This is a genomic window from Tomitella biformata AHU 1821, assembly GCF_000524475.1.
Classification (GTDB): Bacteria; Actinomycetota; Actinomycetes; order Mycobacteriales; family Mycobacteriaceae; genus Tomitella; species Tomitella biformata.
The window spans coordinates 1-22997 of sequence record NZ_BAVQ01000073.1 but is presented as its reverse complement, the minus strand read 5'-3'; the positions used below and the strand labels follow the sequence as shown (position 1 = coordinate 22997).

General features: G+C 68.3%; 22 protein-coding genes. 5 read left to right on the top strand and 17 right to left on the bottom strand.

The features are described from left to right. Positions 1–133: 133 nt before the first annotated feature. The 3 genes from TBIF_RS23955 to TBIF_RS18625 form a co-directional block, all read right to left on the bottom strand. On the bottom strand, positions 134–709 hold the full coding sequence (locus TBIF_RS23955; protein WP_148302330.1) for a hypothetical protein: 576 nt from the start codon (positions 707–709) through the stop codon (positions 134–136). Positions 710–765: 56 nt separating this feature from the next. After that, positions 766–1806 carry a DUF222 domain-containing protein gene (locus TBIF_RS24615; RefSeq protein WP_051461635.1) on the bottom strand — a complete coding sequence of 347 codons (1041 nt, stop codon included), beginning with the start codon at positions 1804–1806 and terminating at the stop codon, positions 766–768. 188 nt (positions 1807–1994) lie between these two features. Further along, positions 1995–2540, bottom strand: a complete 546-nt coding sequence (locus TBIF_RS18625) for a DUF1990 domain-containing protein (RefSeq protein WP_148302329.1) — start codon at positions 2538–2540, stop codon at positions 1995–1997. An 89-nt stretch (positions 2541–2629) separates the two neighbouring features. Here TBIF_RS18625 and TBIF_RS23945 point away from each other — a divergent pair, with 89 nt between their 5' ends. Next, entirely contained in the window at positions 2630–3898 is a 1269-nt protein-coding gene (locus TBIF_RS23945; RefSeq protein ID WP_268746923.1) for a serine/threonine-protein kinase, read from the top strand. 611 nt (positions 3899–4509) lie between these two features. On the opposite strand, the gene TBIF_RS18615 is transcribed toward TBIF_RS23945, so the two are convergent. Further along, complete coding sequence (locus TBIF_RS18615; protein WP_024796262.1) at positions 4510–5157, bottom strand: response regulator; 648 nt, start codon at positions 5155–5157, stop codon at positions 4510–4512. Further along, a complete protein-coding gene (locus tag TBIF_RS18610) occupies positions 5154–6446 on the bottom strand; it encodes an ATP-binding protein (protein WP_084611782.1) in 1293 nt (430 codons plus the stop codon). Before TBIF_RS18610 ends, TBIF_RS18615 begins: the two co-directional genes overlap by 4 nt. Before the next feature lie 93 nt (positions 6447–6539). Between TBIF_RS18610 and TBIF_RS18605 the strand changes: the two genes are divergently transcribed. Continuing rightward, positions 6540–7754 carry a PspC domain-containing protein gene (locus tag TBIF_RS18605; protein ID WP_024796260.1) on the top strand — a complete coding sequence of 405 codons (1215 nt, stop codon included), beginning with the start codon at positions 6540–6542 and terminating at the stop codon, positions 7752–7754. Then, positions 7747–7956, top strand: a complete 210-nt coding sequence (locus TBIF_RS18600) for a hypothetical protein (RefSeq protein ID WP_024796259.1) — start codon at positions 7747–7749, stop codon at positions 7954–7956. Before TBIF_RS18605 ends, TBIF_RS18600 begins: the two co-directional genes overlap by 8 nt. On the opposite strand, the gene TBIF_RS18595 is transcribed toward TBIF_RS18600, so the two are convergent. The 7 genes from TBIF_RS18595 to guaB form a co-directional block, all read right to left on the bottom strand. Further along, positions 7953–8633, bottom strand: a complete 681-nt coding sequence (locus TBIF_RS18595) for a hypothetical protein (protein ID WP_024796258.1) — start codon at positions 8631–8633, stop codon at positions 7953–7955. The two genes, TBIF_RS18600 and TBIF_RS18595, sit on opposite strands and share 4 nt — an antisense overlap. An 80-nt stretch (positions 8634–8713) precedes the next feature. Next, positions 8714–10303, bottom strand: a complete 1590-nt coding sequence (gene guaA / locus TBIF_RS18590; RefSeq protein WP_024796257.1) for a glutamine-hydrolyzing GMP synthase — start codon at positions 10301–10303, stop codon at positions 8714–8716. A 31-nt stretch (positions 10304–10334) separates the two neighbouring features. Further along, entirely contained in the window at positions 10335–10742 is a 408-nt protein-coding gene (locus TBIF_RS18585; protein WP_024796256.1) for an MmcQ/YjbR family DNA-binding protein, read from the bottom strand. A 10-nt stretch (positions 10743–10752) separates the two neighbouring features. Next, on the bottom strand, positions 10753–11253 hold the full coding sequence (locus TBIF_RS24610; RefSeq protein WP_024796255.1) for a cupin domain-containing protein: 501 nt from the start codon (positions 11251–11253) through the stop codon (positions 10753–10755). A 213-nt stretch (positions 11254–11466) separates the two neighbouring features. Continuing rightward, entirely contained in the window at positions 11467–13191 is a 1725-nt protein-coding gene (locus TBIF_RS18575; protein WP_024796254.1) for an FAD-dependent oxidoreductase, read from the bottom strand. A 203-nt stretch (positions 13192–13394) separates the two neighbouring features. After that, positions 13395–14531, bottom strand: coding sequence for a GuaB3 family IMP dehydrogenase-related protein (locus TBIF_RS18570; RefSeq protein WP_024796253.1), 1137 nt, complete (start codon positions 14529–14531; stop codon positions 13395–13397). A gap of 104 nt (positions 14532–14635) precedes the next feature. After that, positions 14636–16159 (bottom strand): IMP dehydrogenase, encoded by a 1524-nt coding sequence (gene guaB, locus TBIF_RS18565; RefSeq protein ID WP_024796252.1) that lies wholly within the window; start codon positions 16157–16159, stop codon positions 14636–14638. Positions 16160–16317: 158 nt separating this feature from the next. Here guaB and TBIF_RS18560 point away from each other — a divergent pair, with 158 nt between their 5' ends. Beyond that, positions 16318–16722, top strand: coding sequence for a DUF5319 domain-containing protein (locus tag TBIF_RS18560; protein ID WP_024796251.1), 405 nt, complete (start codon positions 16318–16320; stop codon positions 16720–16722). Between the two features lie 78 nt (positions 16723–16800). Here TBIF_RS18560 and TBIF_RS18555 read toward each other — a convergent pair whose 3' ends face one another. The 5 genes from TBIF_RS18555 to TBIF_RS18535 form a co-directional block, all read right to left on the bottom strand. Next, positions 16801–17760, bottom strand: coding sequence for an anti-sigma-D factor RsdA (locus TBIF_RS18555; protein ID WP_158506369.1), 960 nt, complete (start codon positions 17758–17760; stop codon positions 16801–16803). After that, positions 17750–18328, bottom strand: a complete 579-nt coding sequence (locus TBIF_RS18550; protein ID WP_024796249.1) for a sigma-70 family RNA polymerase sigma factor — start codon at positions 18326–18328, stop codon at positions 17750–17752. Before TBIF_RS18550 ends, TBIF_RS18555 begins: the two co-directional genes overlap by 11 nt. Before the next feature lie 173 nt (positions 18329–18501). Continuing rightward, positions 18502–20895 (bottom strand): MMPL family transporter, encoded by a 2394-nt coding sequence (locus TBIF_RS18545; protein WP_024796248.1) that lies wholly within the window; start codon positions 20893–20895, stop codon positions 18502–18504. Beyond that, positions 20895–21530 carry a TetR/AcrR family transcriptional regulator gene (locus TBIF_RS18540; protein WP_307810580.1) on the bottom strand — a complete coding sequence of 212 codons (636 nt, stop codon included), beginning with the start codon at positions 21528–21530 and terminating at the stop codon, positions 20895–20897. Before TBIF_RS18540 ends, TBIF_RS18545 begins: the two co-directional genes overlap by 1 nt. Before the next feature lie 68 nt (positions 21531–21598). Then, positions 21599–22453, bottom strand: coding sequence for a hypothetical protein (locus TBIF_RS18535; RefSeq protein ID WP_051461633.1), 855 nt, complete (start codon positions 22451–22453; stop codon positions 21599–21601). A 297-nt stretch (positions 22454–22750) separates the two neighbouring features. Here TBIF_RS18535 and TBIF_RS18530 point away from each other — a divergent pair. Continuing rightward, a partial coding sequence (locus TBIF_RS18530) for a WhiB family transcriptional regulator (RefSeq protein WP_024796245.1) occupies positions 22751–22997 on the top strand: 247 nt, incomplete at its 3' end.

Genomic DNA, 22997 nt, shown 5'->3' with positions numbered 1-22997 from the left:
ACCAGACCTCTCCCACCTTCGACCCTAGCGGGCCGTCGAGCTGGGAAAACCCAACACCAAAACGATATAAGCCGGTAATGCGTCAACCTGTAGGTGAGGCACGATCGACACACCTCTCCGTACCGCGGCCTGCTTAGCGGCGGTCGTCGGCTGGTGGGCCGAGGTCGTGGAGTTCGCGTAAACGGCGGTTGAGCTCGCGTGCACGACGTCGCCGCGCATGCTTGTCCGCCGTCCTAGTGCGGGAACGCTGCGGACCAGCACCACCAGAGTCGAGATCATCCGGTGTGGTGGTGGTGGGTCCGCGTGGTGGCGGTTTCTGGAACCGCACCGTCCGCAGTGCTGGGAACAGGGCCTCGTTGTTGTGGCCGCGGCCGATGACCGTGATGCCATCCGGGCTGGTCACCGTCACCCGGGTAAAGCCCTGGGCATCGACAAACTGATCGTCGAGCCACTCCCCGAATGTTTTGATCAGATGGTGGTAGCGGCATTTGGTGTTGGCATCGCGGGCGCAGGTCTGCCCGCCCGCCGCGGGATGGCGGTGGTTGAACTCGTCCACATGATCGAGATCCGACGCCCACGCTGGTTTATTGCACCCCGGGAACACGCAATAACCGTCCCTAGCCCGGATGAAGGTGTCGAGTGCGGCGGAGAACCGGTACAAGTCCCCCGGCTGATGGGTCGGCAGCGCCTGCCCCGGCTTTGGGTTCAACGGCCTGACAATCGCATCAGGCCGTGCCGCGATGGCACGGACGTGGTCGGCGGTGATCACGCCATAGCCGTCGAGGAACCCTGAACGCTCCGACTCACGGGGCCCAGAATCGCCCGGTCCGTCATCATCGTCATTGTCGGGGCGGGGGCCGTCATCGTCTGAGGCCCCATCGTCCGACCCTCCATCACCAGGGCCGTCGCCATCGGGGCCGCCGTCACCAGGGCCCGGGTCGTCATCACCGGGCCGGCGTCCTCGTTGAGGGTGCCGTCCTGGCAGATCACGTGCACAACAATCCGGGCATGCTGATCACTCATACCGCCTTCCGATGGGGTGGCGGCGCAATCCTCACGTTCGCACTGACACATGACCGCGATCCCTTGGAGCGTCTGCATCGCGGCGTCGGAGCGGCGGGCGTTCTTCTCGCGCGGATCGTGGGGGCAGATCGCAGCGGCAATCAGTGCTTCGACCGCGGCCATCGCCAACTGCCCGTCTTCCGCGGCGGCGGTGATACCAAAATGCGCCATCCCATCGGGCCGGGGGCGGAGTGTGGCGGTGCGCCGGGCCAGGGCGCGTTCGGCGCGGCGGCGCATCGCGTCGGGGTCATGGGCGAAGATCGCCCGACGGGCCAGATCCTGGAGCCTCCGGGTGGAGCCGGCCCCGTTGTCGCAGAGATCTTGCGCGATCTGTTTGTCGACGTGCGGGGCGCTGGGCCAGCCGTCGACAAGATCGGTGGCGGAGACCAATTGTTGGAATTGTTGTTGGTTGATGGTGCCGTCATAGAGGCAGCGGCCGATCAGCGGGATGCGGCGGACCAGGGCAAGGGATTCGTTGAGGAGGGCGTCGGCATGGGTTTTGTCGATGTGGTTGACCGCGCCGAGTAGTGCGGAGGTGTTCGCGAAGTGGTCGAACACGCGGGTGTCGAGCTCCGGCGGACGATCCAGGCTCACGGTGTGGACGTGCTCGATGCGGGCGTATTCCTCCCACGCGAGGCGGGATCGGCGCCGGGCACAGCCGCTGATGGTGTCGATGACTTCGGAGATGGGGGTGGTGGTATCGAACGGCGGAAGCGGCACCGGAGAAAGTACGTCGTGCGTCACTGGAATCTCCTTTCCCCCGAATGCGTGATCCAAGTTTACCGCAACGGGATCCAAGTTTGAGGGGAAAAAGCGAAAACTCGTTCGGACCAAATATTCAACAATCAAGCAGGGCCAGCGCTGCTGAAGGGCGTCCCGGTAGCGGCGATGGTGGGCCTGAGAACCACGCCCCCAACTGTGCGGCGTTGACCTTAAACCGCAAGCGCGCGGAGATAGCGGCGCGCCATCGCAGACTGGGCCGCCCGGCCCAACGGACCACCGAGGCGAACGAGCCAGTGGACTGGCCGGGAGAACGCGATGATGCGGGCGGTGACCGCACCGGTATCCGGATCCATCTCGATCACAAAGGACTCCTCACCGCATTCGGGGTGGCCCAGCAGCGTCCCATAGGCGAAGCCCTGGCGCAGGGGCTCGTCCACCACGTAGACCACCCGGCACGGCGCCGCCGCGACCCCCGCCGCTCGCAGCACGCGCGGAAGCCCCAGCACCACCGTCGAGCCGGCCTCTGCCCGAGGCTGATCGGCTCGGACACGGAGACCAGACCGCCTGTGCATGTCCCAGCCGAGCAACACCTCCGTGGCGGTTCCGAAAATCCTGGGCCCCTGCCCGATCCGCCGTTTCCGCTCAAGCCGGTGATATCCGGTGGGCAGAGGACCACGTGTTGCGCCCACCTCTGGGTACGTAAGGTCCGTCCACCCGAACACTTCGTCCCCGGAACCCGCACTCACATTCGGCATAGCTTCCAACCGTACCCTGCGTCGCTACCATCGATGCTGGTCAGAGCACCCTGCGGCGAGAGGTTAACGGTCTCCGATAGCCTCGAAGCGTGGCAGATCAAGGTGAGACCCCGGCGACGGACATAGACGCGCCGGTGGCAGGCCCCGACTCTCTGATCGCCGGCCGCTACCGTCTGCGCTCCCGGCTCGGCGGCGGCGGGATGGGCACAGTCTGGCTGGCCAATGACACCCTCCTCGGGCGCGATGTCGCCCTGAAACAGATCGCGACCACGGGCGGGATGGAGTCCACCGCGGCCGAGGTCATCCGCAAGCGCGCGCTGCACGAGGGGCGCATCGCCTCCCACCTGCAGAACAAGCACATCACAAAAGTCCATGACGTCACGCTGGATCACGGCGAGCCGTGGATCGTGCTGGAATACCTGCCGTCGTGCAGCCTCGCCCAAGTGCTGCACATGACGGGGACCCTGCCCCCGCAGCAGGTGGCGCAGATCGGCGCGCAGGTCGCGGACGCCATGGTCGAGGCCCACGGGGACAGCATTCTGCACCGGGATATCAAGCCCGGCAACATCTTGATCGCGGATCGCGGCACCATCGCGGGCACTGTGAAGATCAGCGACTTCGGCATCGCCCGCAGCGTCCGTCCCGCCTCGGACAGCCATCACGCCGAGCTCGGCTGGGATGTCATCGTGGGCACACCCGCCTACTTCTCGCCGGAGGTCGCCCGCGGACAGGAGCCGACGACGGCCAGCGACGTGTTCTCCCTCGGGGCCGCGCTGTACACGGCGCTGGAGGGCTTTCCGCCGTTCGGGGTGGACGAAGACCCAGTCTCCATGCTGCACAAGGCCGCTCGCGGCGAGGTGATCGCGCCACGCTGCGAGGACCCGGTGATTGGCGTGGTACTAGACATGTTGCAGCCGGACCCCAGCCGCCGCCCCAGTATGGCGGAGGCCCGCGATGGCCTGGCCGCCGTCGCCGCAGGGACCGATCTCGACCCGGCCATCATCCTGGACTCGCCGCTGCTGGCCACCGACGGCCGGATCCCCGTGTGGGTCCGCCGGGCCGGCGGCATCCGGCAGCGCAGCAAGTCCGTCCCCGGCAGCACGGTCGGCGGCCTGGTCGCCGTCGTACACTCGACCCCGCTTAGCCAGGTCCCCCGCCCACAGTCCCCGTCCTCAATTATGGACCAATTGCCTTGGCGCACAACGCGGGCCGAACCAATGTCGATCCCCGCCGATGCGTCTGCAGGCCCTCGCAAGTCGTCCGAGGTCACACGTTCGCCAAACGCCTGGCTGCCATGGGCAGCCCTGGGCCTCGTCGCGGTGATCGCACTGCTGTTGGTCCTCGCCCTGCTCCTCTAGCCGCCGAGCGTGGAAGGCGGATCCGAGCTTTCTGGCAACTGGCCAAGATCCGCGCATCGATTACCCCCACCGGTCGGCGGCCCGGCCGACGCTATCGAGCCTGTTGCCGATTCACAGTTGGTAGTCCTGCCCGGCCCCTACGTTCCGCGGGCATCCGACGCCCGTTTCGCCGGGAATCTAGGCGATGGGGATCGGGTTTTGCCCGCTCGTGCGGCCAGAAGCGGTCCGTGTTCGCTGCGACCTGGGGAAACGTCCGAATGTCTCCATCTGGATTTTCAGGAGCGGGCACCTGACCTGGGATTGTTGTGGAGGAACGGTCTAGACCCCCCGTTGGCGAAGGCTGACCGGCCGCCACTGCTCGCGCCACCTGGGCTTTTCCGGCGGCACCCGATTCGAGGCTCGTCCACCGGGGGATTTGCGATGCCCGATGCTCCTGATTAGGGCGATACGGGCGTCGGATGCCCGCGCAACGTAGGCCCGCAGCAGGACTATCCGTAGAGCTACACCCCGACGACGACGCGGCGGAATAGCCTATTGAGTTCGGCAACAGGCATTACCGCGTGACTGGTGTTGCAAAATTCGATGATGTGAGATCGAGATCAACCCCGTGATCAGTCGATATGGCGGCGGCTCGCCCACCTCGTCAGCGCGTTCCGGTTCGACTGCTGGGTTTTGCGCAGCACATTCGACGCGTGGGTTTCCACCGTCTTGATGGAGATCACCAGCTCCTGCGCGATCTCCCGATATGTGTAGCCGCGCGCCAGCAGCCGCAGGACCTCGAGCTCACGCGGGGTCAGCGAGTCCAGCTCGGGGTCCAGCGCGGGCTCGGGCACAGGCGAGCGGCCGGTGAAGGAGTCCAGCACGAAGCCCGCCAACCGCGGGCTGAACACCGCGTCCCCGCCCGCCACCCGGCGGACCGCGTCCGCCAGGTCCGCGCCGGAGATCGTCTTGGTGACATAACCGCGCGCGCCCGCCCGGATCACCGCAATCACATCCTCCGCCGCGTCCGAGACGCTCAGGGCCAGGCAGATCACGTCCCGGTCGATGCCGCGCAGCACGGACACTCCGCCACCGTCGGGCATGTGCACGTCCAGGAGCACCACATCCGGCGTCGTCGCCCGGATCCCGGCGACGGCCTCGGCGACGCCGCCCGCCTCCCCGACGACCACCATGTCCTCGGCTGCCGCCAGCTCCGCCCGCACTCCGGCGCGGAACACCGCATGATCATCGACCAGGAACAGCCGGCATGGCTCGCTCACAAATCGGTCCTCTCCATCGTCTCGCGCGGCATCGACATCCGCACCTCGGTCCCACTGCTCTCGGTCCCACTGCCCACGCTCGACCGTACCGACGCGGTTCCACCGTGCCTGCCCATCCTGCCGTGGACGGATTTGGCCAGGCCCTGCCGGTCGGACTGGACGGCGGCCGGGTCGAAGCCCACACCGCGGTCGCGGACGAACACGCTCACCTGACCGGGCTCGACCTCGGCGTAGAGGTCTACGCGTGTTTGCCCCGAGTGCTTAGCCGCGTTGACCAGGGCCTCACGGGTCGCGCCGAGCAGCGCCATCATGTCCGGGCCGGGCCCGGCCGAGCCGAACTCGAGGTCCCCCACCGTGACCGTCTCGACGCTGACGCCGTGGTGGTCCTCGACCTCCCCGCATACGGTGCGCAGGGCCTCGGCGAGGCTGCGATGCTCGCCGCCCACTTCCCCGAACAGCCATTTGCGCAACTCCCGCTCCTGCGACCGGGCCAGCCGGAGCACCTCCTGGGTCTGCTCCGGCCGCTTCTGGATCAGTGCGAGAGTCTGCAGCACCGAATCGTGCAAGTGCGACGCGATCTCTTCCCGCGCCTCCGTCCGCACCCGCGCCGCCCGCTCCTCGTTGAGCGCGCGCACAGTTCGAAGCCAGATGGGGACCGACAGCAGCGCCACCCCCACCAGCGCGACCACCACCGCCAACAGCGACGATCCCAGGGACGCGAAGTCCACCCGCGCGATCACCACCACGCCCAGACCCAGCACCACCAGGCTAACGCCGCCGACCACCCGCGCCCAGGTCAGCACCGTCGGCTGTCTGGGCCAGCCCATCAGGGTGCGCGGGCCATCCGCGTCGAACTCCCGCCACACCAGCCCCGCGCCCACCGCGACCACGATCAACGGCAGAATCACCGAACCGACGCCGCCGCTGACCACCCACGTCGAGCCGAGCGCCGCCGCGACCCCCAGTAGCGCCAGGCCCCGGGCCTGCAGCCGCTCCGTCGCGGAGGTCTCGCCTTCTCCCGCACCCTCCGGCATGAAGATCCACAGCAGACCGTAGGCCACGACCCCCGCGCCGGCGAGCACCGAGAGCAGCGTGAACGCCACCCGCACCTTCAGCGGGGCCACACCGAGATGGTCCGCGACCCCGCCCGCGACTCCGCCGACGACGCCATGACGCCGACGTGCCAATGGCGGGATGTCCAAAGCCGGCCGGGGCGGCGGCTCGGGAGTCGGATACTCGGGCGCTGAGGTCACCACCCGATAGTGGCACGTTGCGCCGCCCCCGCGCATCAGGGTCTCCCCCCGGCCCCTGGCACTTCGCCCGCGAAAAGATCGGGGGGAACCCCGATGGTCCTGCGCTGCCCAAAGCGCCAGGATAGAACCATGAACGATCAGACGAGTCACCTTACGAGGCAACTCCAGGACATGTGGCGCACGCGGCCCGTCAGGCTGCCGGCACACGGCAAGGTCGCGGGTGTCGCGGCGGGCATCGGATACCGCTACAAAGTCGACCCGCTGCTCGTCCGCATCGCATTTGTCGTGTCCGCGGTTTTCGGCGGGGCGGGCATCGCCCTGTACCTCGCCTGCTGGCTGGTGTTTCCCGACAACGGCAGCAAGCTCCCCAACGACAGCTTCTTCGGCAAGGACTCCGCGAAGCTCAGGCCGTCGCGGACCGTGCTGCTAGTGCTCCTGGTCGTGGCGGCGCTGTCCGCGGCGCCGTTCGGCAGCAACGTCGGCGGGGCCGGGCTGCTCAGCGCGGTCGTGATGCTGGGCGGATTGTGGCTGCTGCACCAGCGCCAGCCGGAGCCGCCAGAGGATCCGACGGGATTCGCGCAACCGACGTCCGAGTCTCCGGCCTGGTGGCCCCAGACCCGGGCGCCGGAAAACTCCACCGAGCCGAGCAGTCCCGCCGGGCCGGACGACGCTGTGAAGCCCTTCCCCGTCAAACAGCCGCCGTCCTGGGACCCGCTGGGGACCGCACCCTTCGCGTGGGACCTGCCCGAACCCGCCCCCGCAGACCCCGTGGCCGCGAAGCCTCGCGGCGTGCTCACCCCCGTGGTGCTCGGTCTGGCGCTGCTGACCGCCGCAGCTCTCACCGGGGTCTGGCTCCTGTTCGGGGTCACGTGGCTCACGCCCGACCGCATCGCGGCGGCCGCGCTCGGAGTCATCGGACTCGGTCTCGTCATCGGAGCGGTCCGCCACACCGGGCAAGGCCTGCTCATCGCGGCGGCGCCACTGGCCGGGTTCATCATCTTGTCCTCACTCGTCGGGCAGAACATCAACCTCAACGGCGGTGTCGGCGCCCGCGAGTACCGCCCGGCGAGCGCCGCCGAGCTGCAGGCCGAATACCGCGTCGGGGTCGGGGAACTGAGCCTCGATCTCCGGGACGTCGTCCTGGACCGCGACCGGACCGTCGACGCGGTGGCCAGCATCGGCAATGTCGAAGTCATCGTTCCCCACGGCATGAATGTCCGGGTCGAGTGCGAGACCGGCATCGGCAGCACGGACTGCAACGTCGATCAGCCCACCGACGACGGCCCCGTCCTGACTATCAACGCGCACAATAGCATCGGAGAGGTGGTGGTCAGCCGTGACTGACAACCCGACCAAGTCCCGTCGGCCGTCCGCGACCCTGTTGCTCCTGGGCCTGGTCGCCCTCGGCATCAGCGGCTGGGTGCTGCTCGGCCCTGGCACCTTCCAATGGATGATCGATGTCGACGGCCGCTGGTACCTCGTCGCCGCCGCCGGAATCGCCGGCCTAGCGCTGGTGCTCGCGCCGGCGATACGTCGACGCCGCTAGTCGCTTGGCCGTGCACGGTTGGCGTCAATCACCTTGTCCACCAACACGCCCAGCCACACCGTGATCGCCACGGCGATGACCACCAGCCAGAAATACGCCTCCGAGATGGCCGCCCACCCCCGCGGCCCCGGACCCAGGTCCACGTCCACCGCGCTCCACAGCGCGTCCATGATGAAGGTCGCGCCGAGACCCAGCCCCAACCCGGCCAAGGAGGCAAGCGCGGCCACGGGCTTCCGGCGCGTCGCCAACAACCACACCGCGGCGGCGAACATCGTCATCAGCGCGGTCGCCAGTCGGCTCACAGTGCTCAGCGACATCCAATCTGGAACCACCTGAAGCTCCGCGACGATCCACAACAGGTGATAACTCACCACCAGCAGCGCCATACAGACCGCCACGCCCCACACGCGCCGCGGCGACCGTCGAACTACCAATGCGGATAGGCCCAGCCCCACCGCGAGCACCACCACCGTCAGCGGAATGATCCAGGGGTAGACGGCGCCCCACCGCCCCAGCAGCCGCACCCACCACCAATTGAGCTTGTCCTCCACGGCGATATTGGCCACGGACACGGAGAGCGCCGCCACCAGGGTCAGGGCCAGCAGAATCCTGGCAACCACGACACGGCTCGGGGTCTTCGGGGTCGTCGACCGATTCAGCGAGTCAAGCGGAGTCATGCGGGCATCATGACACCTCTGCCCCCTGTTCCGGTTGGAACAGGGGGCAGAGGCGCAGATTCACCCAGGCAGGCCCGGGGCTACTCCCACTCGATGGTGCCCGGCGGCTTGCTGGTCACGTCGAGCACGACGCGGTTCACGTCCGGCACCTCATTGGTGATGCGCGTGGAGATCTTCTCGAGCACGTCGTAGGGCAGGCGCGTCCAGTCGGCCGTCATCGCGTCCTCGCTCGAGACCGGGCGCAGCACGATGGGGTGGCCGTAGGTGCGGCCGTCGCCCTGCACGCCGACGCTGCGGACATCCGCGAGCAGCACGACGGGGCACTGCCAGATCGCCTTGTCCAGCCCGGCGATCGTGAGTTCCTCGCGGACGATCGAGTCCGCGTGGCGCAGCAGCGCGAGGCGGTCGGCCGTGACCTCGCCGACGATGCGGATGGCCAGGCCGGGGCCGGGGAACGGCTGGCGGCCGACGATCTCCTCGGGCAGGCCAAGCTCGCGGCCGACGGCGCGGACCTCGTCCTTGAACAGCAGACGCAGCGGCTCGACCAGCTTGAACTGCAGGTCCTCCGGCAGGCCGCCGACATTGTGGTGGCTCTTGATGTTCGCGGTGCCGGAGCCGCCGCCGGACTCGACGACATCCGGGTACAGGGTGCCCTGGACTAGAAATTCAACAGTAGTCGCGTCCCCAGATCCTTCCGCACTCTCACCCAGCACCTCGGACACCGCGCCCTCGAAGCTGCGGATGAACTCACGGCCGATGATCTTGCGCTTGGTCTCCGGATCGGACACGCCAGCGAGCTCACGCAGGAAGGTCTCCGACGCGTCGACGGTGATCAGGCGGGCACCGGTCGCGGCAACGAAATCGTTCTCGACCTGCTGGCGCTCACCCGCGCGCATCAGACCGTGGTCGACGAACACACAGGTCAGCTTGTCGCCGATCGCGCGCTGCACGAGGGCGGCCGCGACGGCGGAGTCGACGCCACCGGAGAGGCCGCAGATCGCCTGGCCGTCGCCGACCTGCGCGCGGACCTGCTCGATGAGCTGCTCCGCGATGTTCGACGCGTTCCAGGACATGTCCAGGCCGGCAATGTCCCGCAGGAAGCGGATCAGCACCTCCTGGCCATGCGGGGAATGCTGAACCTCGGGGTGGTACTGCACGCCGGCGAGCTTGCGCTCGACGTTCTCGAAGGCGGCGACGGGCGCGCCCTCGCTGGTGGCCGTGACGGTGAAGCCCTCGGGCGCGGCAGTGACCGCGTCGCCGTGGCTCATCCAGACAGGGTGCGACTCGGGCATATCGCCGTGCAGCCTGCCGCCGACGACCTGCAGCTGGGTGCGACCGTACTCGCGGGTGCCGGTCTCATCGACCGTGCCGCCGAGCGCGCGCGCCATGGCCTGGAAGCCGTAGCAAATGCCGAACACGGGGATATCGAGGTCGAACAGCGCCGGGTCCAAGCCGGGCGCGTCCTCCGCGTACACGCTGGCGGGGCCACCCGAAAGCACCACTGCCAGTGGGTTTTTCGCGGCAATCTCCGCCACTGTCATGGTGTGGGGAATGACCTCGGAGAAGACGTTGGCCTCACGGACCCGTCGGGCGATCAGCTGCGCATACTGCGCGCCGAAGTCGATGACGAGAACGGGCCTGGTGGGGGCGGTGTTGGCGGTATCAGACACGGCGGCCAGTCTACGGCGCTCGGTCTGCGGCCTACTGGTCGGCGTCCAGTCGCCGGATCAACGTCTTCGTCGCGGTGTTCCGATACGACATGTCCAGCAGCTCCGCGACCTCGCCCCAGTCCACCGAATCCACGTCCGCCAGCGCGGCCGTCAGGTCCAGCCCCATCCAGCCCGACGGCCCCCAGTACGCCGGCTCGAAGAAGCGCGGATCGGCCTTGAGCCCCGGCAGCTCGTCAGGGTCGGCCTTGATGATCAGCGACTGGTTGTAGCGGTTGTGGCCGCCTTTGGTGCCGCCGCCGTAGAGGGCGAACACCTTCTTGGTGTGGAAATTCGGCCGGCCGTGCGAGATCTTCTCCGCCGCGTCAGGCAGTGCGAGGGCGAGCTCACGCACTCGGGCCAGGACGGGGTCGGCGTCATCGAACATAATCGGGTGCGTCATGCGGGACAGCCTAGAGAACCGTCGGCCGCGCCCACACCCACAACCGGAAGACGGGGCTCATCCACGAGATCGCCCATTTCGCGAACAGCTGCGGCCGCAGGTCATAGCGGTAGACGTCGTCGTACTCGTTCAGCGCCACCAGGTAGGCAGCCAGATCCCGCCTCCCGTGCCGCCGCGGCATCTCGCTCATCGTCTCGAACCACTCCTCCGTGCGCCCGGCCGGCGTGGTGCGCCAAATCGCGCGGGCAGGCCCCGAGTCCGGATTCCACAACCGATGCGAGACGCCGGCGTCGATGTCGATGAGGCCGCCAGCGTGGACCACCGTCTCGTCGTTGTCCACCGTCAGGTGCATCGAGCCCTCGAGCAACTCGAAGTGCACGCTCTGCGCGGGATGCACGTGCCGAGGCGGCGCGGACCCGCCCGGCGGGAACTCCACTTCCACATCCAGATACAGCGGATCGGCGTAGAGAACGGTGATCCGCTCATGGTTGTCGAGTTGATAAGTCCTCATCGCCGCACTCCCGGAGAGTTCAGTGTCGAATACCGCCCTCCACGGTAATCCGATCCAGCCGGCAGGACATGGAGGCGCGGCAGCAACGGTCACATCGCCTTCTCCCCGACCGCACCCGCGCCAGTTCGCTCCACCTGTTCGAGTCGGCTGACCGTGCACGGCAGGCGGACTCGAACAGGTGGAGCGAACTCGGGCTGGGTGGGGCGTGGGGAGTTAGCTGGCCTTTCTCGGCCCCGTCGTGATGTCGACGATCGGCAGCTTCAGCGCGCCGGCCGCGGAGGCGGGAACGAACGGCTTCACGGGCTTGACCGGCTGGATCCGGGTGTACGGCTGGCCCTGCGCCGGCCGGGTGTCCTGCTCGCCCTTGTTCGGCCACATCGCGGCGGCCCGCTCGGCCTGTGCGGTGATGGTCAACGACGGGTTCACGCCCAGATTCGCGGACACCGCGGCCCCGTCCACGACGCTCATCGTGGGGTAGCCGTAAACGCGGTGGTACGGGTCGATCACGCCGGTCGCCGGGCTGTCGCCGATCACCGCGCCCCCGAGGAAGTGCGCGGTCAGCGGGATGTTGAAGATCTCGCCCCACGTCCCGCCGGCGATGCCGTCGATCTTCTTCGCGATCCGCCGGGTCGCGTCGTTGCCCGCGGGGATCCACGACGGGTTCGGCTCGCCATGCCCCTGCTTGCTGGAGATCTTGCGGCCGAACAGCCCCTTCTTCGTGAAGGTGGTGATCGAGTTGTCGAGGTTCTGCATCACCAACGCGATGATGGTGCGCTCACTCCAGTGCCGGGTGTTCAACATCCGGAAGGTGTCCCCCGGCCGCCGGATGATCAGCAGCAGCAGCTTGAGCCAGCGCGGTACGCGGCCGCCGCCGTCGGTCATCAGCGTCTGCAGCAGGCCCATGGCATTGGAGCCCTTGCCGTAGCGGACCGGCTCGATGTGCGTGTCCGCGGTGGGGTGGAACGAGGAGGTGATGGCGACACCGTGCGTGAGGTCCATGGCAGGGTCGACCTTGAACTTGCCGGCGCCCACGATGGACTCGGAGTTCGTGCGGGTGAGCAGCCCGAGGCGGCTCGAGAGCTTCGGCAGCGTCTGCTCGTCCTTCATCTTGTGCAGCAGGTTCTGCGTGCCCCAGGTGCCGGCGGCCAGGATGACGTGGTTCGCGGTGAACGTACGCGGGTGCTTGCGCCGCCACGCGCCGGTGCGCTCAGTGCTCAGCTCCCAGGTGCCGTCGCCCAGCTGGCGCACGTCCGTGACGGTCGTCATCGGGTGGATCTCCGCGCCGGCACGCTCGGCCAGGCCCAGGTAGTTCTTGACGAGGGTGTTCTTCGCGCCATGTCGGCAGCCGGTCATGCACTCGCCGCACTCGATACAGCCCGTGCGGTCCGGGCCGACGCCGCCGAAGTACGGGTCCGCCTCCGTCTTGCCCGGCTCGCCGAAGAACACGCCGACCGGGGTCATCACGAAGGTTTCCCCGACGCCCATGTCCTCGGCGACCTGCTTGACGATCTCATCGGCGGCGGTCATCGTCGGGTTCTGCACGACGCCCAGCATCCGGCGGCCCTGCTCGTAGTACGGGGTGAGCTCATCCTCCCAGTCGGAGATGTGCGCCCACTGCTCGTCCTCGAAGAACGCCGCCGGCGGCTTATAGAGGGTGTTCGCGTAGTTCAGCGAGCCGCCGCCGACGCCCGCGCCCGCCAGGATGAGGCAGTCGCGGAGCAGGTGCACGCGCTGCACGCCGAAGCAGCCGAGCTTGGGCGCCCACAGAAATTTACGCAGGTCCCAGCTGTTCCTCGCGAACTCGTGGTCCTCATAGCGGGGGCCGGCCTCGAGCACGCCCACGCGGTAGCCCTTCTCGGTCAACCGCAGCGCGGAGACGCTACCGCCGAATCCCGAGCCAATGACCAGGACGTCGTAATCGACTGCTTGCTCCCCCATGGGACACCTCCATCGCGCGAAAAATACTGACCGGCAACATTCAGGATGCGCTGCGCGGTCACGTTAGTCCCATGACACTAGCGTATCTGCCACCGTGGGTATCAGATACTTATCGCTCGCCGCTGCCGGTGGAGACAAGTGTGCCCCCGGATTGAGATCCGGGGGCACACTCGCGAAAAGCCAGAGGGCCTAGCCTGCACGCCCTAGCCCTGAACGCTCAGCCCCACGCGCTGGAACTCCTTGAGGTCCGAGTAACCGGACTTCGCCATCGACCGGCGCAGGCCGCCGACGAGGTTCAGCGAGCCGAAGGGATCGTCCGACGGGCCGTTCAGGACCTGATCCAGGCTGGGGCGGTCGCCGAAGATGACCGGGGCAAGCGCGCCGCGGGGCATCGACGGGTGCGCGGCCACCGACGGCCAGTACCAGCCACCGCCGGGCGCCTCGCTCGCGACGGACAACGGCGTGCCGAGCACTGCGGCGTCGGCGCCGCAGGCGATGGCCTTGGCGAGGTCGCCGGAGGTGTGGATATCGCCGTCGGCGATCACGTGCACGTAGCGGCCGCCGGTCTCATCCAGGTAGTCGCGGCGGGCCGCGGCCGCGTCGGCGATGGCGGTGGCCATCGGGACACCGATGCCGAGCACCTCACCGGTGGTGGTGACGCCCTCCGCGGAGCCGTAACCGACGATGACGCCCGCCGCGCCGGTGCGCATCAGGTGCAGCGCGGTGCGGTGGTCGCTGACGCCGCCGGCGACGACGGGCACGTCGAGCTCGGAGATGAACGTCTTCAAGTTCAGCGGCGAGCCGTCGCCGGTGACGTGCTCCGCGGAGATGATCGTGCCGTGCACCACCAGCAGGTCGATGCCAGCCTGGAGCAGGTACGGCGTCAGCGTGGCCGCGTTCTGTGGGCTCACGCGCACCGCGGTGGTCACGCCAGAGTCGCGAACCTTGCCCACAGCCTCGGCCAGGAGCTCCGGGTCGATCGGCGCGGCGTGCAGGCGCTGGAGCAGCCGGGTGGCCTCCACGACGTCTGCGTCCGACTCTGCCAGCTCGATGACCTGGGCAATCTTGCTCTCGACATCGCGGTGGCGGCCCCACAGGCCCTCGCCGTTGATGACGCCGAGCCCGCCGAGACGGCCCAGCTCAATGGCGAACTCGGGCGAGACCAGCGCGTCCGTCGGGTGCGCCAGGACGGGGATGTCGAAGCGGTAGGCGTCGAGCTGCCACGTGGTGGACACCTCCTTCGAGGACCGGGTGCGGCGCGACGGCACGATGTCGACGTCGCCCAGCTGATAGGTGCGGCGGGCCGTGCGGCCCATGCCGATTTCCACGAGATCGCGCATGCGCGTCCCTTCCTTGTCCACGGCAGCTCACGCCGCCCGAGTTTGGGCGCCGCGCCCGGTCTGGCGCGGCGCCCCAATAGATCTAACGCCCGAAATCTATCGCTTTACCGGGTGTAGTAGTTCGGCGCTTCGACAGTCATCTGGATGTCGTGCGGGTGGCTCTCCTTGAGCCCGGCCGCGGTGATCTGCACGAACTGCGCCTCCTGCAACTCCTCGACCGTGTGCGCGCCGGTGTAGCCCATGGCCGCGCGCAGTCCGCCGGTGAGCTGGTGGATGACCGAGCTCGCGGGGCCGCGGAACGGCACCCGGCCCTCGATGCCCTCGGGGACCAGCTTGTCCTCGGAGAGCACGTCGTCCTGGAAGTAGCGGTCCTTGGAGTAGGACTTGCCCTGGCCGCGGGTCTGCATCGCGCCCAGCGAGCCCATGCCGCGGTAGCTCTTGAACTGCTTGCCGCCGACGAGCACCAGCTCGCCCGGGGACTCCGCCGTGCCGGCCAGGAGCGAGCCGAGCATCGTCGTCGAGGCGCCAGCCGCGAGGGCCTTCGCGACGTCGCCGGAGAACTGCAGCCCGCCGTCGGCGATGACGGGGATGCCGGCCGGCTTACACACCGACACCGCCTCGAGGATCGCGGTGATCTGCGGGGCGCCGACACCGGCGACCACGCGGGTGGTGCAGATGGAGCCGGGCCCGACGCCCACCTTCACCGCATCGACGCCGGCCTCCATCAGCGCCTGCGCGCCGCCACGGGTCGCGATATTGCCGCCGATGATCTGCACCCGGTCGCCGACCTCGGCCTTGATCTTGGTGATCATCTCGAGCACGTACAGGGAGTGGCCGTGCGCGCTGTCGACCACCAGCACGTCAACCCCGGCGTCGGTCAGCGCCATCGCCCGAACCCAGGCGTCATCCCCGACGCCGACTGCGGCGCCGACGAGCAGGCGGCCGTCCTTGTCCTTGGTGGCGTTCGGGTGCTGCTCGGTCTTGACGAAGTCCTTGACCGTGATCAGCCCGGTGAGCTTGCCCGCGCCGTCCACAATCGGCAGCTTCTCGATCTTGTGGCGGCGCAGCAGGCCCAACGCGGCCTCGGCCGAGACGCCCTCACGCGCGGTAATCAGCGGCGTGGTCGTCATGATCTCGTGCACGGGGCGCTGGAAGTCCACCTCGAAGCGCATGTCGCGGTTCGTGATGATCCCGACGAGCTGGCCCTGCGCATCCGTCACAGGCAGGCCGGAGATGCGGAAGCGCGCGCACTTCTCGTCCACCTCGGCGAGGGTGTCCGTGGGACTGCAGGTGACGGGGTCGGTGACCATGCCCGCCTCGGACCGCTTGACGGTCTCCACCTGGCCCGCCTGCGCCTCTGCGGACATGTTGCGGTGGAGCACGCCCATGCCGCCCGCACGCGCCATGGCGATGGCCATCCGGCTCTCGGTCACGGTGTCCATCGCAGAGCTCACCAACGGCACCCGCAGACGGATGTCCCGGGTCACCTGGCTCGAGGTGTCCACCTTGCTCGGGACGACCTCGGAAGCCGCAGGCAGCAGCAACACGTCGTCAAACGTCAAACCCAACATGGCGACCTTGTCGCCACGATCTCCCCCGAAATGAACCTGCCCGGCCGGATTGCTCATACGAAAAATGGCCTCTCTCGATAGTTGACCGCCATGGTATCGGCCCCGGCAAACTCGGCGGCGGGGCGGCCTTGCACACGTGTCCCAGCGCACGCTCCAGCCACGCAGTAAGACTGCATAGTGGCATTCCTCGCGCATGTGCAAGTAACGTGGTCGCTGTGCATGACCACTTGCCACCCGGCTTGCCGCCGGACCCGTTCGCGGGAGACGACTACGACCCCACCGAGGCCTTCGACGCCCTGGAGCCGGGGCAGCCTCTCGACCCGCATGAGCGAATGGCGGTCGAGGAGGACCTCGCCGACCTCGCCGTGTATGAGGCGCTGCTTGGGCATCGCGGCGTCCGCGGCCTCGTTATCCACTGCGAGGACTGCCATGACGAGCACTTCCATGACTGGGACATGCTGCGCGCCAACCTGCTGCAGCTCCTGGTCGACGGAACCGTGCGCCCCCATGAGCCGGCTTATGATCCCGCGCCGGACTCCTATGTCACCTGGGACTACTGCCGGGGCTTCGCGGACGCGACAATGAATGACGCGTCGCTGTACTCCGACGGTCTCGACTAGACAACAGCCAGCCAAACGACAGCCGCCGCAGACCATTGGTCTGCGGCGGCTTAGTCGTTGGGAGACGTCCGTCCGACGCTAGTCGCCCTGCGGCTGTGGGGCGGTCGTCACGATCGTGGTCGACGCGGGAGTGGTGGGAGACTTGCTCGTGGTGGGGGCCGTCGGCTCTGGGGTCGGCTCTGGAGTCGGGGTCACGGGCGTCGTGGGTGTAGGCGTGGGAGCGGCCGGCGGTCCGGGCAGGCTGGGGAACTCCGGCAGGCGCAGCTCCGAGAGCGGCGGCAGCACCGGCAAGGGCGGCAGGGGCGGCAGCACGATCTCCGGGATCACGACGTCGGGATTCGCCGCTGGCGCCTTCGCCTTCGAGCTCTGGCTCGGCAGGTCCTTCGGCACGGTCGGCACGGAGCCCACCACGGGCGCCGCGGCCTCGGGCTGGCCCGTGGCCCGCGCCCACAGGTGCACCCGGATCTGGTTAAGCTCGTCGAATTCTGCGGTGCGGTCCAGCCGGCCCATCCGGGCGGTGGTGGAGTTGATCAGCTCAATACCGCGCTCCACCTCGCCGCTGTCCAGGAGATCCTGCACCTCGTCGAGGTCGGCGCGGATCATCGAGGCGGACACGATCTGCTGGGCTTGGCTATCGCTCTGGCCCGGCGCGTCGCCCATGTTGTTGGCCACAATCGTGAGCCCGCCGAGCACCATCGCCACGGAGGCGGCGCCCGCCGCGAGCGAGGTCAGAATCCGCCGAGTGCGGGTGTGCCCGGCCGAGGACCCGTGGGCCATCGCCGCGGTGATCTGCGCGTCAGTCAGCTCAAAGCCGATGGGGACGTCAAGTACTGAGTGCCGTGCGGCGGAGAACAGGGAGACGAGCTCGAACTCGTCGTCAGAGGAGGTGCGCACCTCGCCGTCGCCCAACAGCGCGTTGATCAACTGCTCGTCCTGCGTCACCGCGGACAGGTCCACCGGCTCGCTGAAGGGCTCAGCGGGCAACTGCTTGCGCGACGTGGATTCCGCGCCATTGTTCCTATGATTGTTAAACACCACGCTCACCCGCCTTGCTCACGTTGCTCCTCAACTTCGCCAATGCCCGGTGCTGCGCCACACGCACAGCCCCCGCGGTACTACCCACGGCCATGGCCGTCTCCTCCGCGGACATCCCCACAATCAACCTCAACACCACAATCTCTCGCTGCTTGTCCGGCAACTCGCTCAGCAACCGATCGACTCGCGCACGAGATTCCGCGTCCAGGTACTGCTGCTCGGGGCCTCCATCGGTGGAGACCTCATCTGGTACATCTGCGGTGGAGTCCGATTTGTTACGGCCGGTCAGGCGATGCGCGTCCGCGACCTTGTGGGCGGCAATCCCGTAGACAAATGCGATGAATGGCTTGCCTTGGTCCTTATACCTGGGCAGCGCGGTGAGCACCGCCAGACAGACCTCTTGCGCCACGTCGTCGGCAGAGCTGAACCCGCGATCCATAAATCCCACGCGCGCTCGGCAATAGCGCACTACCAGCGGACGCACCTCTGCCAGCAGTCGCTCGATCGAGGCGCGGTCCCCCTTGACCGCAGCCGCGACATCGCGGCCAAGCTCCTCGTCCGGTCCCGACATCGTGCGCAGTGCCCCCAAGTCTGGATGTGCTCGCGCCGGGGTCGGCGCGAGCACGCGGATTCTGTAGCAGGTCCACACCACCATATCGGCAGGGTCCGCGCTAACCGAACTGTTCCCGCGCTTAGCTGGGAAACTGTTCACCCATGCGAAGGCCCCCGTTGCCGGCACTACACCTACGAGGTCTTGACCAGGTTCTCTTCCCCAAGGCTCTCGCGGCTCGACTGCTCAATCTGGGCGGTCAGCTTAGAACCCTCGATGTCCACGTTCGGCAGGATCTTGTCCAGCCACTTCGGCAGCCACCAGGCCTTGTCCCCGAGCAGCGCCATGGCCGCCGGGATAATCAGCATGCGGACCACGAACGCGTCGAACAGCACCGCCGCGGCCAGCGCGAAGCCCATCATTTGGATGAACGTGTCGTCCTCGCCCATGAAGGCGGAGAAGACGGCCATCATGATCACCGCGGCCGCCGTGACCACGCGGGCGCCATGGCCGAAGCCGCTGACCACCGCATCCTTCGCCGACGCGCCGTGCACGTAGTCCTCGCGCATCCGCGAGACCATGAACACCTGGTAGTCCATCGCCAGGCCGAACACCACGCCGATGAGGAAGACCGGCATGAAGCTGACGATCGGCATCGGGTTGCTGATGATGCCCAGCCAGCCGTTCTGGAAGATCGCGACTGTGGCGCCGAAGGTCGCCAGCACGCTCAACAGGAAGCCCAGCGTCGCGGTCAGCGGGACCAAGATGGAACGGAACACCAGCATCAGCAGCACGAATGCCAGGCCCACGACGACGGCGAGGTACGGCACCAACGCGTCCGCCAGGGTCTGCGAGATGTCGATCTCCATCGCCGTGTAGCCGGCGACGCCGAAGCTGACGCCGCCCGAGGCCTGCAGCGCAGGCTCCGCGTCGCGCAGGCTGTGCACCAGGTCGGTGGTCGCGGCGGCGGACGGGCCGCTCTCGGGCGTGACCAAGATCTGGGCGGTGTCGCCCGCCTCGTTGACCTGGAGCAACTGCACGTTCGCCACTCCGGACTGCTCGCCGATGGTGTCGACGACCTTGTCGAAGGCCGCGGTGCGCTGGCCATCGGCCACGTTCTGCGCGTCGGCCACCACCACCAGCGGCCCGTTGCGGCCGGGGCCGAAGGCATCGTCCACCAGGTCGTAGGCTTGCCGCGAGCTCGTCGCGGGGTCTCCGGTGCTCTCGCTGGGCAGCGCGAGCTTGAGCCCGGCGACCGGCAACGCCAGCACGCCCAGCAGCACGACGCCGCTAATCAGGAACACCGCGGGGCGGCGCACCAGCTGACGCGCGTACCGGATGGAGCGAGTCTCGGCGCCCGCCTTCTGTGTGCGCGAGAGACCCGGAATCTTGCCTGCGAACGCCTTCTTGCCGAACATCCCCAGGATCGCGGGCAGCAGGGTCAGCGCGATCAGGACCGCGATCAGCACCGTCAACGCGGCCGCGGTGCCCATGTCGGACAGGAACGGGATGCCGACCACCCGCAGCGCCACCAGGGCGATGACGACGGTCAGTCCGGCGAACACCACGGCGGAGCCGGCGGTGCCGACGGCGCGTCCCGCAGCCTCGGCGCGGTCCTCGGGACCGTCTCGATCCCCCATGTCGGCGAGCTCCTGCTTAAAGCGCGAGACGATGAACAGCGCGTAGTCGATGGCGACCGCCAGACCGATCATCACCGCCAGGATCGGCGTCATCGAGCTCAGGTCCATGAACCCGGAGGCCGCCGTGATCAGCGAGCTGCCGATCGCGATGCCGATGATCGCGGTGATCAGGGGCAGCCCGGCCGCGACGAGCGAGCCAAACGTGATCATGAGGACGACAGCGGCCACGGCGATGCCGATCAGCTCGGCCGAGCCGCCGGGCGCTGCGGAATCCGCCATGGCGGTGCCGCTGGCCTCCACGCGCAGTCCCGCGTCCCGGCCCTCCTGGGCGGCGCCATCGAGCGCCGCACGCAACTCCGGGGTCAGATCGGCGATGCCGCCCGCGATGGGCACGTCCGCGTAGCCGACAGTCTTGTCCGGACTCAGCGGGGACATCGCCGCGACGTTCGCTAGGGCCGTGTCCACCGAGGTGCCGCCCTCCTCGGCCTTGGTCGTCGCGCCTGCGCGCATGGCGCTGTCGGCCACAACGGGGTTCGGCAGCATGGCGTCCGTCGCCGTCGCAGCGGGCGCGGTGAGGCCGTCTTCTTCAGCCTTCTGCGCAGCCTTCTCGTCCGTCGCCACCTGCACGTCGTGCGCCGTGGCGAGGACCTTGTCCATGGCAGCCTGATTCTCGGGCGTGTCGAGGGTCTGCCCCTCGGGCGCCGCGAAGACGTAGCGGGCACTGAGCGAGCTCATCGGGTCGCCGCCCGCCTGGGCGGGGAAGCGCTCGGCGATGAGGTCCTGGGCCTGCTGGCCCTGCGTGCCGGGGATCGAGAAGGAGTTCACCGACGGCCCAGCGAGAGTCAAGGCCCCCACGCCCGCGAGCACCAGCAGCAGCAGCCAGGCGCCGAGCACGGCGAACTTCTTCCGATAGGCGAACTTGCCAAGTCGGTATAGATAGGTGGCCATTAGCTGTCCTGTCCTGTCGTTGCTGAGGGGTCCGGCAACCCGGCGCGCACTTGCGCCAGGCCGTCTCGGATGAGCGTGTCCAGGCTGCGGTCGCCCGCATTGCCGCTGGCCCATAGTTCGGCCGCGGCCCGGCCGGCGCTGCATGCCGTGAGGTTCACCAACCGCGGATAGAGATCGGTGTCGGCATTGGTGCCGGTGCGCTCTGCGATGGCCCGGCACAGCAGGTCCTGCGCCCACGCCTCCAGGTCCACCTTGCGCGCCAGGAGCAACGGGTTGGCGTTGATGGCCTCGACGGTGGCGCGGGAACCCGCAATAACGTCGTCAGCCCCCTGGAAAGACGCCCTTAGCACTGCCTCCAGGGAATCCCAGATCTGCTCGTCGGCGGGACGAGCAAGCAGCGCGTCCGCCCACTGCTGCGCGATGCGCTCCCCATACGCCACCATCGCCTCCTCCTTGGAGGAGAAGTAGTTGTGGAAGGTGCGGGTGGAGACGCCAGCCGCCTCCGCGATGGCCTCGACCGTGACCGCCTCCAGGCCGTGGTCCCGCGCAAGACGCGCCGCCGCGTCGCTGAGCGCCCCGCGGGTGGCCGCCTTCTTACGCGCTCGCAGTCCAGATTCGCATTTCACTTCCACCACGGTACGGATGATGCATGGTCATGCAAACTTGCAGAGGCAGGGCAATATTGTGACGTTAGCCACGAACCTCAGTCAGGGTGACCGCCACGACACTGCAGCTCCGCCTCGCACCGCGCGAGCTCCCCGGCAACCCCCTCGCTTGGCGCTACCCCCTGCAGGAGCATGCAGGCGGCCCAGCGCAGCGGCAGCAGTCTGGCACGCCCAGCCCACTCCAGCACCTCGTCGGCCCGCTGCGCCGACAGCGCCGCCTGCCCCGAGACGGCGGCGGCCGCGGCCCCGATGAGCAACGTCTTCACCTGGTGCCGTTCCGAGTCCACCGATTCCGCATATGCACGCGCCGCGTCAGCGTTCGCCAGCGCGGTCTCCGCATCGCCGGCGGCCATCGCCGTCTCCGCCCGCACCCACAGCAGCCGCAGGCGAGCCCGCCACAGCGGATCCCCCGGCCCACTGGGGGGCCCCCCCAACTCCTCGGCACAGGCCTCGAGCAGCCGGCTGGCCGTCCGATGGCCTGCCCGGCCCAGCGAATCCGCCGCGAGCCCAGTCAGCGCGTCGGCCCGGGCCTGCAGCATTCCGATCGCGGTCAGATTCGCCGGGCCGGCGAGGGCGAGCGCCCGGCCGTCATGCTCCGCGGCCAGCCCATGCCGCCCCATCTGCCGCAGCAGCGAGGCCCGGGTGCTGGCCTCCAGGGAGGCACAGGGCCCACCCCCACCCCGGCGCGCCACGGCGCGGAGCCTGCCGAGGTCCGCCTCTGCCCGGGCGTAGTAGCCGAGACCGCCGTGCGCAACTGCGCGCCACCACAATTCGCGTCCGCACCGGGCCGCGGGCAGCACCACTCGCCCCTCGCCGCGCAGCGGCCCGAAGGCCGCGGAGCGCAAAGCCCGGGCGGCCTCGTCGGGCAAATCACCATCAGTGGTCCAGTACACAACGCAAGATTATCCGCGCCGCCGACGACGCTGCGGATGCCACCCCAGACAAGCGTTCAATAACCATATCAACCTGCATGTACCTGTGTCAGGCTGCGGCACCGAACCCTACTCGCGGGTAATAAACGTCGCCCGGGGCCCCGCCAGATTGAACAGGATCTGTTTGACACATGATTTCGCGACTACCTAGAGTGAATATTTGTTACGTCAGATCTACTCGAAGAACCTGGCTGGACACTGCCCCCGAAGGGCACCCCAGGGCACCTAGCGCCCCATAGACTTGAGAACGGAGATGCGATGAGCCGACCACGCGCACTACCGATCCCCTTGGCCGACGACTGGGAATGGCAGCAGAATGGCGTCTGCCGAGGTACTGATTCGTCGGTCTTCTTCCATCCGGAGGGAGAACGCGGCCGTGCCCGCGCCAGCCGCGCCGATCGCGCGAAGCAGCTGTGCGAGGCCTGCCCCGTGATCCAGGCCTGCCGCGAGCACGCCCTGACCGTCGGCGAGCCCTACGGCATTTGGGGCGGCATGTCCGAGGCTG